Raw genomic sequence first — 13,528 nt, forward strand, 5'->3', positions numbered from 1 at the left:
TAAGAGACAGGGGCCGGGGTGAGCAGCCGGCGCAGCGAGAGCGCGACCACGGAGGCCACCAGGCACCCGCCGACCACGCTCGCCACCCAGATCCGGCCGTCGGCCGCGCCGATCAGCGGCCCGGCGGTGACCGGACCGATCACCCCGCTGATCCCGAAGATCATCGAGCTCATCGCGTTGTAGCGGCCGCGCAACTCGTCGGTGGCGAGCGCGTTCGCCAGCGCGGGCATCACCGGCGAGAGCATCGTCTCGCCGAAGCCGAAGATGGCCGCGCAGGTGACCACGCCGATCGCGGCGACCAGCGCGTTGCCCGTACCGACCAGGCCGGCGGCGCCGAGGACCAGCCACGCGGTCGCGAAGACCGCCCCCACCATGGCCAGGGCGCCGGTGCGGCTGCGCCCCTCCAGGCGGCGGAGCACCAGTAGCTGGGCGAGGACGATCATCACCGTGTTGCCGGCGAGCGCCCAGGCCACCACGCGCGGGGTCACCTCGACCACCCGCACGGCGTACGCGGTGAAGCCCACCTCGATCTGGGCGTACCCGCAGGTGGTGAGGATCAGGCCGAAGATGACCAGCCGCCGGAACGGCCGGTCCCTCAGCACGGTGAGGTAGCCGCCGGCCGAGGGCCGGTCACCGGTCGGGCGGCCGGCGAGCCGGTGCCCCACGTGCGGCAGGCTCAGCAGGAGCAGCGCCGGCATCAGGTAGCTCACCGCGTCGAGCAGGTAGATCACCTGGAAGGTGACCGGCCGGCCGGTGTCGACGATCGCGCCGGAGGTCAGGCCGCCGATGCCGATGCCGAGGTTGAGCAGGGCGAAGTTCAGCCCGAAGACCCGCTGCCGCTCCCCGTCGTCGGTGAGCGAGGCGAGGATGGTGTTCTGCCCCGACCAGATGGCCGAGCTGCCGACGGCGATCAGAGTCATCACCGCGAAGGCCGAGGCGGTCGAGTCGACCAGCGCCAGCGAGCCGGTGCCGACCGCCTCGATCAGCAGGCACGGCAGGACGACCCGGCGCGCGCCGAACCGGTCGATCAGCGTGCCGCCCAGCGGCGACAGCGCCAGGGTGACCGCGCCGAACCAGCCGATCACCAGCCCGGCCCGGGCGTCGGTGAGGCCCCGGACGTCGGTCAGGTAGATGAAGAGGAAGGGCAGGGTCAGCCCGCGCCCGACCGCCGACAGCAGGGTGCCGAGGAGGATCCGTCGGGCTTCCGGGCGGCGGGGCAGGGCGCGACTGAGCATGCAGCATTCTGTTCGCCGGGTATGACGCTTCGCGAACCGTTTTACGCGCTTCCCGTGCGGGGGCCGGCCAGGGGGTGATTAAGGCCACCCGCCGCGTCGGTCCGGCCGGCACCCCGCCCGTCGTCGGACCCGTCTGGAATCCTGGTCGTCGATGACGACGACCTGGCGACACCTACCCGCACCGGCCCGCGAGATCGCCGGCGCCGCCACCGACGCGGTCGCCGCCGCCCGGGAGCGCGACGGCGAGGCGTACGAGATCGCCGTGGCCCGGCTCGGCGCGGCCGAACGGTCCGGCCTGGTCCTCGGCGCGGTCGTCCGGCTACTCATCGAGGAGAGCCATCCGGACGGCCTGGCCGGCGACGACGTACGGCAGGTGCTGGAACGCTGCGTGCGGGGCGCGGCCGAGTGGCGACCGGAGGTCGATCCGCACGTGCTGCTCGTCCTGCTCGCCAGCGCCCTCGGCGTGTACGACCCGGACGCCGACGACGCCCCGCCCGCCCCGCCGGCCGTCGCCCGGCACGCCGCCCTTCTGGTTGCCGACCTGCTCGCCGTCACCGGTCACCCGCTCGACGGCTACCTGGCCGCCGCGTTCACCGAGATCCACCGCACCGAGCTGCACGACTGACAGCCGGCCCCAACCAGGAGTGCCCAACCGGCGGCCCACCCGGTGGAGAACGGCAGGATGGCCGATCTGACCGGCCTCGGCGCCGCCGGTGCCGTCCGAGTTGGACGCACCGGCTCCAACGTCTTCGGGGCTCACCGCGGCCGGTCAGGAGCACTATTCTTTGCCGGTGACCGCAGCGGCGACAGGTGACCAGGGCGCGATAATGTCCGGTTGACCCGGGTGATGCCGGCCGCTGCCGTCGCGCTGATCCTCGCCACTCAGGCGGTCCGGATGCGCCGGCGTGCCCGGGAGTCGTGACGACGACCGGGCGGCGCGCCGCCGCCACCGGGTGCGGTGCGCGGACCGAGTTCCTTCCAGATGCGGCGGGGCAGACTCACGGCGGCGCTGCTCATCGCGGGTGTCATCGGTCAGGCCCGGCCGGTTGCCCACGTGGCCAAACTCGGCTGCTTCCGAGCCGCGGGCCACAAGTGGCTGGCGCGGTGGTGGGCCGAGGGCGACGCCGGTCTGACCGACCGGTCAAGCCGGGCTCACCGCCAGCCCCACAAGACCTCGGCGGCAGCGGAGGCACGGGCCTGCCAGCCGCGCCAGGAACGCAAACTCGGCCCCGCCGGCTCGCACCGGTGGTCGAGCTCAGCGCGCGGTGATTAGCGCGATCACCCGGTCGACGTAGCGGCGGCGGGCGGTGCTACTGCTCTGTACCAGCTGCGGCGTCGCCCGGGCGAGCTGGGCGTGACCCAGGTACGCGGTGAACGCCAGCAGGCCCCGCTCGCGTGCCTCGGCCGGGGGGAACCCGAGATCGCCGAACAGTTTTGCCGTGTACGAGATCCGTCGTTCGGTGACCCGTGCCAGCACTGGCGCCACCAGCGGGTGGTCCGCCGTGGACAGCACGACCACCTCGAGCAGGTCGTGCTCGGTCGCCTCGATGACCGTGACGAGTAGTAACCGCAGCCGCTGCAACGGGTCAGGTTCGGCGTCGACCATCCGGATGACCGCCTCGGTGTGGTCGGTCTCCCATCGCTTCAGCGCGGCGGCGATCAGCGCGTCACGGTTGGCAAAGTGCCAGTAGAAGCTGCCCTTGGTCGCGCCGAGTTGCGCGGCGATCCGTTCCACGGCCACGGCGGCGAGTCCGCCGCGCGCCATCGCGTCGAGCGCCGCGCCGGCCCAGTCGTCGGCGGTGAGGCGGCTCACGGGGCGTCGGGGCATCTCCGTACGGTACCGTACGGCCGTAGACCATACGGCAGCGTACGGAGGCGGCCATGGCCATGGCATCCGGCATCGGCACCATTGTCAACGTCCACGAGCGTGAGCTCCCAGCGTCCGCCGACGCCGTGGGCCAGTTGCTGGATCGGATCGGCTCCGTCGACGATCCGCTGTGGCCGGCGCCGACCTGGCCGCCGATGCGGTTCGATCGGCCGCTCGGTGTCGGGGCGGACGGCGGTCACGGCGCGATCCGTTACCGCGTGGCCCGGTACGAGCCGGGCCGCGTGATCGAGTTCGCGTTCGACCCGGCGATCGGCCTCGACGGGATCCATGTGCTCGAGGTGCAGCCACGCGGAACGGACCGCTGCGTTCTGCGGCACCGCCTCGTCGGCCGGCCGACCGGCGCGATGCGCCTGATGTGGCCGCTGGTGGTCCGCGCCTGCCACGACGCCGTCCTCGAGCACCTGCTGGACAACGCCGAGCGCGCCGTGACCGGGACCGTGCGCGAGCCGGTCCGGTATGGCCGCCGAGTCCGCCTCGCCGCGGCGGCCGAGAGCGTCCGGGTACGCGCCGTACCGGTGCCCGCCGGCGCGGGCCTGTTGAACGCATGGTCGGCACGCCGGGACCTCGCCGACGCGATCGCCGTACGCGTCCCGCCGGGCACGTCGACCGATCCGCAGGACTGGGCGGACCGCATCTTCCGCGACCCGCCGGCGGTGGTCCTCGCGTTGCTGCGCCTGCGCAACGCCCTGGTGCCGCTCATCGGCGTCGAACGCGGCGACGCCACCGCCTTCGCCACCGTCGCCCGCACCGATCGCGAAGTCCTCCTCGGTGTCGACGCCTCGCACCTCGACTTCCGGGCCAGCGTTCTGGTCGAGCCGGACGAGAGCGGCAGTACCGTGACCGTGTCGGCGGTCGCCGCCGTACGCACCCGCGCCGGCAGGGCCTACCTCGCAGTGGTGCGTCTGGTTCACCCGGCCGTGATTTGGGCGATGGTGCGCCGCGCCGCGCGCAGGGCCACTGCGCCCACCGCGGCGTCCTTGCGGCGGACGCCGGATCAGCAATGCCGCCAGGCGTGACCCGGTCAAACCGCGGGCGCACCGCAGGCAGGTCTCAGCTGCCAGTCGAGCGGGATCCGTCAGGTTCTTCCGCGTTGCGGCGCGGCACCGCAGCCACCGGTGGTTGCCAGCCGAAGACCTCAGCGTTCTGTCTGGCGGGGTTCGTGAAGCGCCCCGTCGCGGTCATCATTGTCTCGCGACCAGGTGCCCACCGGGTTGCGGCTCTGGCCGATCGAGCCCATCATCCGGGCCTGCTTGACGATTTGGGCGGTTCGCGGTGCAGGTTCGGCCGTACCGGGCCAATGCCTCGTCCGGTCACCAGGAACCAATCGAGGCCCTCGTGAGAGGGGCCTTGATTGGTTCCTGCTCTTACCTCTGGTCGGGGTGGCCGGATTTGAACCGACGACCTCTTCGTCCCGAACGGCCGTCGGTGCTGTCGTCCGCTATCAGCCGCTGTCGTTTGTTCGCGCTGGCCTCGGGTCGGCAGTCGTCTACGGCTCGTTGATGGGGAACCGCTGTCAGGCGTTCGCTGACTTACCGCTGAAGCGCTGGCCGCAGGTCCCTCGGATGTGTCTGATGGACTCTGTTACAGGCGCGCCCTACGTCTGGGCACGGCCGAGAGTCGCGGTTGCACGGTTCCGGATGACATCATCGGAGCATGCCTCGCCGGAACGTTGTCGGCATCGGATTGATGGTCGGATTGATGTTTGGCTGCTCCGAGCCGCCGTACCAACTGCCTGACCGAAGCACCCCTGAGGTGCAGGCTGAGGAGCAACGCCTCGCCGCGCTACTGCCCGACCGGTTGCTGTGGGGCCCAGGCACCTGCGAGGTCCGGCTGCTCGGCAGCGAGGGCTCCTCGTCGTTTGCTTGGGCGAGCTGCGAGATGACGCCAACGGCCAACGGTCAACCGGGAGGCGTCTCCCTGCCGGTGCGGGTGGACGGAACCCGGGTTACGGAGCCTGCCGACGGTGCTGGCTATGCAGACAGTGTCAAGCGCATGTTCCCGCAGCGTCTGGCAGATGCCGTGCTCGACGAACCTGAAAGGCTGCAACCTTAGGGCGCTCCGTATTCGACGTTGCCCGCCTCGGCTTCGCGCTGGCGTTTACTGGCGTCAGGCGGGTTCAGTGACTGTCAGCTTGGGAATCGTGTTGATCTACACGCTGGGTGACCACGAACGCCTCGGTCCGGCACGGGGCGTGCACACGCGGCTGCAGACCGCGCCGCCGTTGACCCATCTTGCCCCCTGCATCGGGCACGGACCGGGCACGCGGCAGACAATGGCCCGAGGCATGATTCTGTGATGCCTTCACCCGACGACTTCACTCTCTCGGTTTCCCGGCCGAGCTTCCGGGCGCTACTCATCACGTGCGCGTTGGGGACGAGGGAGATCGACGTGTATGCCGAGGCACTTCCCGATAGCCCCGACTACGACTGGTCCATCGTCTTGAGTCAGCCGCTGCACTGGACTCGGCCACTACGCGGAATGGCCCTCACCGACGTTGAGGCGCAGACGCTTCGTACGGCGTTGATGCGACGAGCCAGCCTTGACGGGCTGCGCATCCGGTGGGATGAATGAGCCTTCGCCATCTTCGAACATGCAGGTCGGAGGCTCTGGCGTGGCGCTCGCTCGGGATACTCATGCTGATCTCGGGCGGGAGTCTGCGGTCTTGATCATCCGTCATGTCATCGGTCGAGGCTGTCACATTTGGGTCATTAAACCCAACCCAGCCAGCCGGGTTGTTAATGTCAAACAGCCGCTCGCGGCGGCGCGGTCCGAAGGGCACATCAGCCCCCAGCGTCATCTCCCGGTGCGGTACGCTTTCGCGGCCCACGGCCGGCGACGGCGTCCGCGAGGGTCGCAGCCAGGTCTCCGTTGTATGTAGTGTGCGGAAATGACAAGAAGCCAGCGACTCGCGGACCAGCTGGACCGGCACTGGCACAAGAACCTGCGACCGCGGCTGCACGGTCTTGCCGATGAGGAGTACTTCTGGGAGCCGGTGCGCGGCTGCTGGAGCATCCGCCCACGTGGCACGTCGGCCGCACCGATGTCGGCAGGTTCGGGGGAATGGACGATGGACTCCGCGTCCCCTGACCCGGTGCCGGCGCCGGTGACCACGATTGCCTGGCGGCTGGCGCACATCATCGTCTCCTGCCTGGGCTATCGGGTCGGATGGCACTTCGGCGGCCAGGACGTCGACTCCCAGACATTTGCCTACGCGGGGACCGCTGACGAGGCGCTAAAACAGCTCGATGAGATGTATGGGAGATGGAACGCGGGGGTCCGCGAGCTCTCGGACGCTGACCTGAAGAATCCGCCCACGGTGGGTCCCGAGCGGTTTCCCATGGAGGGCATCGTCCTGCACGTCAACAGGGAGCTGATCCATCACGGCGCCGAGATTTCCCTGCTGCGCGACCTCTACCGCTGGCAGGACGGAGCCGTACCGCGCCGAATATGACTTTCCGGTAACCGGCGATCGAGCTTCGGAAACCTACGTGGCCTCCGTGACGCTCCGTGGCTGCGAGCTTCAGTGAAGCTGCGCTGTCGAGCAACCGTCCGATCCCGTCGCTGCCTCCGGCTGAATCACGCACGCGAGGGTGCGGCCGGCCCGGCCGATGCCGGGCCCAGCATCCGCAATCCCGCCACCAGCGGCCATCCCGAGCGCGGAACGAGTCGTATCCATCAACGGCAGCATCCAAGTCGCCGGACAGAGAATCCAAGTCGGCAAGGTCCATGCCCGCAAGGTGGTCTCCGTCGTTCTCGGCGAGCACACCGTCACCGTCTACGACGCCAACAGCCCGATCAACGCCGTCCCTCGGCGCAGCACCACCGGTCTGACCCGCACCAAAGCCCACCACCACATCAGGAGCTCGGACACCCACCGGACGACTCCAGGGATTCACCTCGACGCGTCCGGTCCCACTCGGCCTGGTACTCGGCGGGCAAATCACTGATCGGTACCCAGGACAACGCCCACCGCGTCAGCTTGAGCAGCTCCGCAGAACTCACCTCCGGCAACGCAGCGAAGTCACCGGGGAGCACGTCAAGGGGGAAGTGCTCCACGCTGCCATCCAGGCGGTGCGCGAGAACAAGGGTGCGGTAGCAGGGCTGCGGGGTGGACTCGCGCAGGATCGCCCGCATGAACGCCGCCCGGCTGCTCTCGACGTGCTCGATGATCCAGTCGGCGCGCCGACCGAAGCCGAGATGCAGGTCCCTCGCCCGCTGCGCGAGTGCGACTAGCTCAGCCTTACCCAGCCTCTTGATCTCGCGTGGCAGATCTCGGGTCACGCCGGGAGGTTAACCCCTACGATCGATCGCAGCACCAGGCCACGACCTAATCGATCACGACCAGGCGTCAAACGACCTCCGACGCCGTTCCGTCAACCATCATGCGAGACCAGGCATCGCCGGCGGCCGGCTGTCGTACTTTGCTTGATGCGTGACAGGTTGACTTCACATGACGCGTGACACTCCGCCGGGGCCGCGTCGCTACCTGCGGTGACGTGTGCGGTCAGTCGAACTCGGGGCGGCCGATGAGTGTGATGTCGCTGCTGGTCGCGATAACCAGGGTGCGTCCAGACGGAGAGAACCCGGCGGCGCGAAACTCCGAGTAGTCGGAGTGGAAGACGTGCCACCACGTCTTTCCTGGTGGGCCGTCGTAGCGTCCACCGTCGGCAGAGAGCAGGACCCGATGGTTCGGCCACTCGGGTGCCACCACGTCGATGGTCCAACCATCGTCGGTCGTTGCGTGTAGCCCGCCGCCGAACAGTCCTGCTATTCGGATCCGGCTTCCCGCCAGCACCCCGATGCCCGGGCAGGACAGTTCTGGCCCCGACGGCTCGGCATCATCGGGGTCAGGGTTGCGGTCGCGGGCGATTTTCGCGCCAGTCTCGGCGTCGAACAGGCCGAAGCCGTCCATCGAGACCACCATCAGCAGGTCGCCACCGGTCTGCGGATGGGCGCCAAAGCCCACACCTTGTAGCCCGCCCACGGGTACGTATTGCCGGGTCTGATCGACATGCCGCCACGGCGGTGGTGGTGCTACGACGGCGGCGGCCATGAATTTCTCCCGCAACCGCTGTTGATAGTCCGACAGCATCCCGTTGTCCTCCGACCCCGGCGTCCGGGCGACCTCTTGGTCTTCCACACATCCGGTTACGCTAAGTGACGCCCTGGCACTACGCCACGCCCTCGGTGTCACACATCATCCGACCCTGATCCGTACGCATCAAGTGGAGCCCGACACTGTCGGCGTGCCCGTGTCCTGCGCCGGCAGCCGGCTGTGTGCACGGCAAGGCGTGTCTTCTGCCATACCGGTCTGTGATCCGGGACGGGTATCACGATCGCCTCGAAACACAGCGCTACGAGATCCTTGGGCGGCCCGAAGCCCGGGCCGATCCGAGGTTGGGATACTCAGCGCCTGGTCTCGTACCTGGTCAGGACCACGCCGTCAGGGAACGTCCGGGTCTCCACCAGGGTCAGGTTCACCCAGTTGTCCAGGGCCGCAAAGAACGGCGTGCCGCCACCTACCAGGACCGGATGGGTGACGATCGCGTACTCGTCGATCAGCCCGTCCCGCATGGCCACTGCGGCGAGTGTGGCGCCGCCGATATCCATGGGGCCGCCGTCCTCGGCCTTGAGCCGGGTGATCTCGGTGACCGCGTCGCCGGTGACCAGGCGGGTGTTCCAGTCGACCGTGCTGGTCGTCGAGGAGAACACCACCTTCGGCATGTCCCGCCAGCGGCGGGCGAACTCGATCTCCGCCGGTGTGGCACCCGGCTGCTGGTCGGCGGTTGGCCAGTGGGAGCTCATTGTCTCCCACAGTTTGCGCCCGTACAGCGCCATGCCTGTCGCCCTCACCCGGTCGGACCACCACTGGAACAGCTCGTCGCTCGGCACACTCCAGCCGAGGTCGTCGCCGGGCGCGGCGATGTAGCCGTCCAGGCTCAGGTTCATGCCGAAGGTCAGTTTTCGCATGGTGTCAGCCTCCCGTGAGTCGGTACTCGGCGTACAGACCAGCACGGCGCGGAAGAATCATCGGTCAGGCCACACCGAGGGCCGGTTCACCACCACGCCAGGACCCCGTAGCGCCAGGACGGCGATACGATCTCCGCACTTATCTCTAGACCAACCGTCAAGAAGCTGGCGTGACTGAAAGTAGGTTGCAGCCGAAGATCGAGATGCGCGACGCTCCCGGTGTGCGGATGCATGCCAACCAGCTGACCGTGTCACTTGAGACGGTGCGCAACTTAGTGGATGAGCAGTTCCCTCAGTGGCGGAGTCTGCCTATCAGAAGCATCCCTTCGCAGGGAACAGTCAATGCCATCTTTCGTATTGGCGATCAGTTCACAGCTCGGTTCCCTCTAGAGCCTCGCGACGCCGAGTCGACGCGGCGTTGGCTGGAGGCTGAAGCGGAAGCAGCCCGGGAACTGGTAGGTCGCACAGGGTTCGCCACGCCCGAGCCGGTGGCACTTGGTGAACCTGGGTCCGGCTATCCGCTTCCGTGGGCCGTGCAGACCTGGCTGCCCGGCGCCGTGGCCACCGACGAAGACCCCGGCGAATCGGTCGCGTTCGCGCACGACCTGGCCGAGTTCGTCAACGATGTGCGCGCAATCGACACGCGTGGCCGGAGGTTCAGCGGCGGAGGTCGCGGAGGCGACCTCCAATCCCACGATGCATGGATGGAAACCTGTTTCCGGAACAGCGAACGACTCCTGGACGTTCCACGCCTCCGCCGGATGTGGGCCGCCATGAGGAGCCTGCCGCGCAGCGCAGCCAAAGACGTGATGAATCACAGTGACCTCATTCCAGCCAACGTGCTTGTGTCCAACGGGCGCCTGGCCGGGATTCTGGACGTCGGCGGCCTGCGACCAGCTGACCCTGCCCTCGACCTCGTAAGTGCCTGGCACCTGCTCGAGGCTGGACCGCGGCAGGTGCTCCGCGAGGATCTCGGCTGCAACCACCTCGAATGGGAGCGCGGCAAGGCGTGGGCATTCGCGCAGGCGATGGGGGTCGTCTGGTACTACATCGAAAGTAACCCCGCCATGAGCCGGATGGGTCAACGCACGCTGGAACGGATCATGACGGACGAACTATCCGCCTAAGCCTGCGCTGAAACTGAATGCCAGTAGCCTGAAACCAGAAACTAGCCCAAGATCGTCTAGCCCGACGTGTCACCCACGTCCCGAGACTGATCTGTCACGAACGTCTTGAGACTCGACACTGTCGGCGTGTTGGTGTCGTACTCCGCTTGATGCGTTACAGGTTGGTTCCACCTATGCGTGACACTCCGCCGAGTGCTGGTGGGGTTGAACGTGTCAGAGCAGCGGTATCGAGGAGGCGCGCCGGCGCAACTCCGTGCGCGCCTACCGCAGGCACGGCGGCTTTTGGATCTCGATCCGTAACGGATCAAGTGGAGCCGGACATTGTCGGCGTGTCGGTTGTCCCGTCACGGGACATGCTTGACACTCGCGTCCCACCAGACGCTTGACGTGATCGACGCTTCGATGTTCGACGACCGGCCAACAAGTCCTGCACCCGCCGGCTCGTATGGTCAAGTGCATGATCGGCAAGGTTTCCGCTGCCACGGTGCGCCACCGGCACGTTGTCTTGGTACTTGGTCTGCTGGTGGCAGGCGTGAACGCTGCGGCCGTCGGGTTCGTGCCCACCTTGGGGCAGCGCCTGTTCTTCTATCCGCTGCTCTTCCTTACCTTGGCGGTCCTGGTCCTGGCGCTCATCACCATGGGGATCCGCCCGGCCTACTTCGTGGTGCAGCCGCAGATTCCGGCCTTCGCCACACCCGCGCCGGCGTGGAAGGTGTTCATTGCCCTGGGCCTCCTCGGGCCCGCATCGGCCAGCATCGGCGCATTGGTGCGCTCGACCAGGCAAGGCATTGCGTCGACGTTCGACGTGGTACCCAGCGTCCCTTGGGTCGTGCTGGTCGCGCTGCTGGTGGTTGAGGCATGGCGGGGTCACGGGGTGCAGTTCCATCCTCACGGGGTACGGCAGAGCTCCGCTCTCGGCTCGCTCACTGTGCCGTGGGAGGCCCTACCGACCGCTCAGATCCCCCCGGGCGCCGACCGCCCCTCGTGGCTCCGGATGGCGTTCACGGAACCCCAGCTGGTTCGGCGGCGTGGCATTCCCTGGAGCCGGAAAGCTCTGCGCACGGACAACGTCGACGCCGGATTTCTCGCCGCTGTAATCCGGCACTACGTCTGTCACCCCGAACGCCGGGCCGCGATCGGCAGCCAGGCCGAGTACGAACGGCTTCTCGCCGAGTTGCCCGAGCGGGACGGTTGAAGGACGGGCAACAACCCCTAGGCCAAACGTCAAGCATGTGCTGGGACGGATTCGTCAAGCATGTGGTGGGACTAGACATGTCGGCGTGTCGGTGTCCGACTCCGCTTGATGCGTTACACGGTGGCTTCACTTGATGGGTGACACACTCCGCCGAGTGCTGGTGGGCGACCAATGCCATACTCCTCGAATGCCAGACAGAGCCGCAACGAGCCGGCTGGTCGCAGCAGCGGCACGGCAGCATCTGCAGCCGCTTGGACTGCACTGGCGAGGCGCATCACGCCTCTGGTTCGATGACCGAGGCTGGTGGCTGATCGTCGTTGAGTTCCAGCCTTCCCGCTCACACGGCACCTATCTCAGCATCGCCGCGATGTGGCTGTGGCACGAACGCGACTACTGGTCATTCGACGACGGCGACCGCATCTACTGGCGCAACGACGCCGCCTTTGTCACACAACCGCCGATCGGCGAGGCCGGCTGGACAAGCTTTCTCAACTTCATAAACGCTGAACAGTTCACCCGCGACATCACCATGGTCACCGGTATTGCCGCACAACGGGTCGAGCAGCTGCGCAGCCAGTTCGCCGACCCCGCAGCCACCGCTCAACAACTCGCCTCCCGGACCACCAGGCACGGCGAGTCGCCCTGGTGGCACGCCTACCACACCGGTAGCGCAGCAGCGCTGGCCGGCGACCCCGACACCGCACGACAAGCATTCCACCGCATCACCGTCGGCAACCTGGACCCGGACTGGGCCCATGACCTCGCCCAGCACGCAAGACAACTCGCCGACCTCGCCGACAACCCACCTGCTCTGCAGCAGCGCGTCATCGACGTCATCCACGCAACCCGCCAGCGGCTCAAACTACCGCCAGCCCACCCCGTCCCATGCCAAGTCCGGCGTAGCGATCGAAGCGAGAACATCAGCGGTGGAGCAAGCTGACCGACTATCCTGACCATGAAGATCGTCTAGCCGGACGTGTCACCCAACATCTGACACCAATCCGTCACGCATCAAGTGAAGCCCGACAATGTCGGCGTGTCGGTTGTCCTCCGTCGGCTGATGTGCGACACGCGTTCGCCAGTTGATCTGCGTCCGTGGTCGGTTTCGGCACTCCGAGCCCGACGTCTCCGCGCCCACCTACTTGTCGAAGAGGTACGTCGGCCAACTCGGCCACGGCACTTCCTTGCCGTTCAAGTTCAGGCTCAAGTGGTTGTCCTTGGTCCGATGGCGGCTGAACGCTTGGACCAACTCGTCCCACGTCAAACTTCGCCACAGGCCGGGCAAGAACACCGTGTTCTCTCCCATGGTGATGGCCACGCATCGAAACTCGTCGGGATCATCGACCATCAGCTTGCCGTCTAGCAGGGCAGTGATCCTGCGCAGCCAGGCTTGTCCCTCAACGCGAAGCTGTGTCGAATCGGCATAGGGGTACTCGCTACACAGCCGGTCGGCGGTGACAAGTAGGGCGTCGATCGTGGCTGCCGATCGCTCCCGGCCTGACTCCGCATGGGCTGCGGCACACGCACAAGACGCTCATGGAGGAGTTGGGTACGCCGCCCAAACTCATGGATGAGCGGATGGGGCACGAGGACGGGTCGGTGCAGGCCCGGTACTCACATGTTACGGCGGAGATGCGCCGCCGGCTGCTCGACGGTCTGACGGAGCTGTGGGAAGCGGCCCTGGACGCGCGGCGGGAGCTGGCTCCGGGCTCGCCGGTGGCGGCGCTGGATCGACTGCTGGCGGCGCGGCGGGGAGAGGTGGGAGAGTGAACGGCCAAGATCGTCTCCCAGATTTCTCCCGGAGAAGCACCGAGAAGCAAATCAGGACCGCTCTCCTGTGCTGGAGAATCGGCCCTGACCTGGCGTTACCTCTGGTCGGGGTGGCCGGATTTGAACCGACGACCTCTTCGTCCCGAACGAAGCGCGCTACCAAACTGCGCCACACCCCGAGGCGTGCCGACAAATAGTAGCCCACCCGCTCCGATGGTCAAACTCGGTACCCCCGCCGCCGCGGGCCGCCAAGATCCGCACAGCTGCCCTGATGTTGCCGGCCTTATCGGGCCAACGAGGCCACTGGTTGCGCGGATCTTGCCATCCGCACTCGGGAGCGGGC

14 protein-coding genes, 1 tRNA gene and 2 pseudogenes are annotated in these 13,528 nt (G+C 67.5%); 10 read left to right on the forward strand and 7 right to left on the reverse strand.

The features are described from left to right. Window positions 1–1,235, reverse strand: a 1,235-nt coding sequence (locus C1I99_RS20960; protein WP_111135927.1) for an MFS transporter, incomplete at its 3' end; no start/stop codon positions are given. 151 nt (window positions 1,236–1,386) lie between these two features. Between C1I99_RS20960 and C1I99_RS20965 the strand changes: the two genes are divergently transcribed. Next, window positions 1,387–1,860, forward strand: a complete 474-nt coding sequence (locus C1I99_RS20965) for a hypothetical protein (protein WP_111135928.1) — start codon at window positions 1,387–1,389, stop codon at window positions 1,858–1,860. A 357-nt stretch (window positions 1,861–2,217) separates the two neighbouring features. Next, window positions 2,218–2,498, forward strand: a pseudogene (locus C1I99_RS20970) (leucine zipper domain-containing protein); the annotation flags it as partial. Here the strand turns inward: C1I99_RS20970 and C1I99_RS20975 are convergent. Continuing rightward, window positions 2,491–3,063 carry a TetR/AcrR family transcriptional regulator gene (locus C1I99_RS20975; RefSeq protein ID WP_111135929.1) on the reverse strand — a complete coding sequence of 191 codons (573 nt, stop codon included), beginning with the start codon at window positions 3,061–3,063 and terminating at the stop codon, window positions 2,491–2,493. The pseudogene C1I99_RS20970 and the gene C1I99_RS20975 sit on opposite strands and share 8 nt — an antisense overlap. A gap of 53 nt (window positions 3,064–3,116) precedes the next feature. Between C1I99_RS20975 and C1I99_RS20980 the strand changes: the two genes are divergently transcribed. The 4 genes from C1I99_RS20980 to C1I99_RS20990 all read left to right on the forward strand — a co-directional run bounded on the left by C1I99_RS20980 (window position 3,117) and on the right by C1I99_RS20990 (window position 6,574). After that, window positions 3,117–4,139, forward strand: coding sequence for a DUF2867 domain-containing protein (locus C1I99_RS20980; protein ID WP_199562316.1), 1,023 nt, complete (start codon window positions 3,117–3,119; stop codon window positions 4,137–4,139). A 637-nt stretch (window positions 4,140–4,776) separates the two neighbouring features. Continuing rightward, window positions 4,777–5,175, forward strand: coding sequence for a hypothetical protein (locus C1I99_RS32370; RefSeq protein ID WP_146604005.1), 399 nt, complete (start codon window positions 4,777–4,779; stop codon window positions 5,173–5,175). Between the two features lie 243 nt (window positions 5,176–5,418). Next, window positions 5,419–5,694, forward strand: a complete 276-nt coding sequence (locus C1I99_RS20985; protein WP_111135930.1) for a hypothetical protein — start codon at window positions 5,419–5,421, stop codon at window positions 5,692–5,694. 316 nt (window positions 5,695–6,010) lie between these two features. Continuing rightward, window positions 6,011–6,574 (forward strand): DinB family protein, encoded by a 564-nt coding sequence (locus C1I99_RS20990; RefSeq protein WP_111135931.1) that lies wholly within the window; start codon window positions 6,011–6,013, stop codon window positions 6,572–6,574. A 404-nt stretch (window positions 6,575–6,978) separates the two neighbouring features. Here the strand turns inward: C1I99_RS20990 and C1I99_RS32845 are convergent, their stop codons facing one another. The 3 genes from C1I99_RS32845 to C1I99_RS21005 all read right to left on the reverse strand — a co-directional run bounded on the left by C1I99_RS32845 (window position 6,979) and on the right by C1I99_RS21005 (window position 9,093). Next, window positions 6,979–7,404 (reverse strand): hypothetical protein, encoded by a 426-nt coding sequence (locus tag C1I99_RS32845; protein ID WP_158554087.1) that lies wholly within the window; start codon window positions 7,402–7,404, stop codon window positions 6,979–6,981. A gap of 223 nt (window positions 7,405–7,627) precedes the next feature. After that, a complete protein-coding gene (locus tag C1I99_RS21000) occupies window positions 7,628–8,215 on the reverse strand; it encodes a hypothetical protein (RefSeq protein ID WP_111135936.1) in 588 nt (195 codons plus the stop codon). A 314-nt stretch (window positions 8,216–8,529) separates the two neighbouring features. Beyond that, on the reverse strand, window positions 8,530–9,093 hold the full coding sequence (locus tag C1I99_RS21005) for a dihydrofolate reductase family protein (RefSeq protein WP_111135932.1): 564 nt from the start codon (window positions 9,091–9,093) through the stop codon (window positions 8,530–8,532). Between the two features lie 170 nt (window positions 9,094–9,263). Between C1I99_RS21005 and C1I99_RS21010 the strand changes: the two genes are divergently transcribed. The 3 genes from C1I99_RS21010 (at window position 9,264) to C1I99_RS21020 (ending at window position 12,355) form a co-directional block, all read left to right on the forward strand. Beyond that, window positions 9,264–10,220, forward strand: coding sequence for an aminoglycoside phosphotransferase family protein (locus C1I99_RS21010; protein ID WP_233512625.1), 957 nt, complete (start codon window positions 9,264–9,266; stop codon window positions 10,218–10,220). A gap of 457 nt (window positions 10,221–10,677) precedes the next feature. Next, window positions 10,678–11,415, forward strand: coding sequence for a hypothetical protein (locus tag C1I99_RS21015; RefSeq protein ID WP_146604007.1), 738 nt, complete (start codon window positions 10,678–10,680; stop codon window positions 11,413–11,415). Between the two features lie 187 nt (window positions 11,416–11,602). Further along, window positions 11,603–12,355 (forward strand): hypothetical protein, encoded by a 753-nt coding sequence (locus tag C1I99_RS21020; RefSeq protein WP_146604008.1) that lies wholly within the window; start codon window positions 11,603–11,605, stop codon window positions 12,353–12,355. A gap of 198 nt (window positions 12,356–12,553) precedes the next feature. Here C1I99_RS21020 and C1I99_RS33400 read toward each other — a convergent pair whose 3' ends face one another. Next, window positions 12,554–12,763, reverse strand: coding sequence for a hypothetical protein (locus tag C1I99_RS33400; protein ID WP_199562317.1), 210 nt, complete (start codon window positions 12,761–12,763; stop codon window positions 12,554–12,556). A 128-nt stretch (window positions 12,764–12,891) separates the two neighbouring features. Here C1I99_RS33400 and C1I99_RS21030 point away from each other — a divergent pair. Continuing rightward, window positions 12,892–13,185: pseudogene (locus C1I99_RS21030) on the forward strand (tyrosine-type recombinase/integrase); the annotation flags it as partial. Between the two features lie 102 nt (window positions 13,186–13,287). Here C1I99_RS21030 and C1I99_RS21035 read toward each other — a convergent pair. Next, window positions 13,288–13,364: transfer RNA gene (locus tag C1I99_RS21035), tRNA-Pro, on the reverse strand. Between the last annotated feature and the right edge of the window lie 164 nt (window positions 13,365–13,528).

Origin of the sequence: Micromonospora deserti (assembly GCF_003236335.1) — a bacterium.
Lineage (GTDB): Bacteria > Actinomycetota > Actinomycetes > Mycobacteriales > Micromonosporaceae > Micromonospora > Micromonospora deserti.

Coding starts and splice junctions, on each gene's coding strand:
- C1I99_RS32370 (WP_146604005.1), top strand. CDS start 4,777: ATGCCTCGCCGGAACGTTGTCGGCATCGGATTGATGGTCGGATTGATG.
- C1I99_RS33400 (WP_199562317.1), bottom strand. CDS start 12,763: ATGGTCGATGATCCCGACGAGTTTCGATGCGTGGCCATCACCATGGGA.
- C1I99_RS21000 (WP_111135936.1), bottom strand. CDS start 8,215: ATGCTGTCGGACTATCAACAGCGGTTGCGGGAGAAATTCATGGCCGCC.
- C1I99_RS21005 (WP_111135932.1), bottom strand. CDS start 9,093: ATGCGAAAACTGACCTTCGGCATGAACCTGAGCCTGGACGGCTACATC.
- C1I99_RS20990 (WP_111135931.1), top strand. CDS start 6,011: ATGACAAGAAGCCAGCGACTCGCGGACCAGCTGGACCGGCACTGGCAC.
- C1I99_RS21015 (WP_146604007.1), top strand. CDS start 10,678: ATGATCGGCAAGGTTTCCGCTGCCACGGTGCGCCACCGGCACGTTGTC.
- C1I99_RS21020 (WP_146604008.1), top strand. CDS start 11,603: ATGCCAGACAGAGCCGCAACGAGCCGGCTGGTCGCAGCAGCGGCACGG.
- C1I99_RS20985 (WP_111135930.1), top strand. CDS start 5,419: ATGCCTTCACCCGACGACTTCACTCTCTCGGTTTCCCGGCCGAGCTTC.
- C1I99_RS20965 (WP_111135928.1), top strand. CDS start 1,387: ATGACGACGACCTGGCGACACCTACCCGCACCGGCCCGCGAGATCGCC.
- C1I99_RS20975 (WP_111135929.1), bottom strand. CDS start 3,063: ATGCCCCGACGCCCCGTGAGCCGCCTCACCGCCGACGACTGGGCCGGC.
- C1I99_RS20980 (WP_199562316.1), top strand. CDS start 3,117: ATGGCCATGGCATCCGGCATCGGCACCATTGTCAACGTCCACGAGCGT.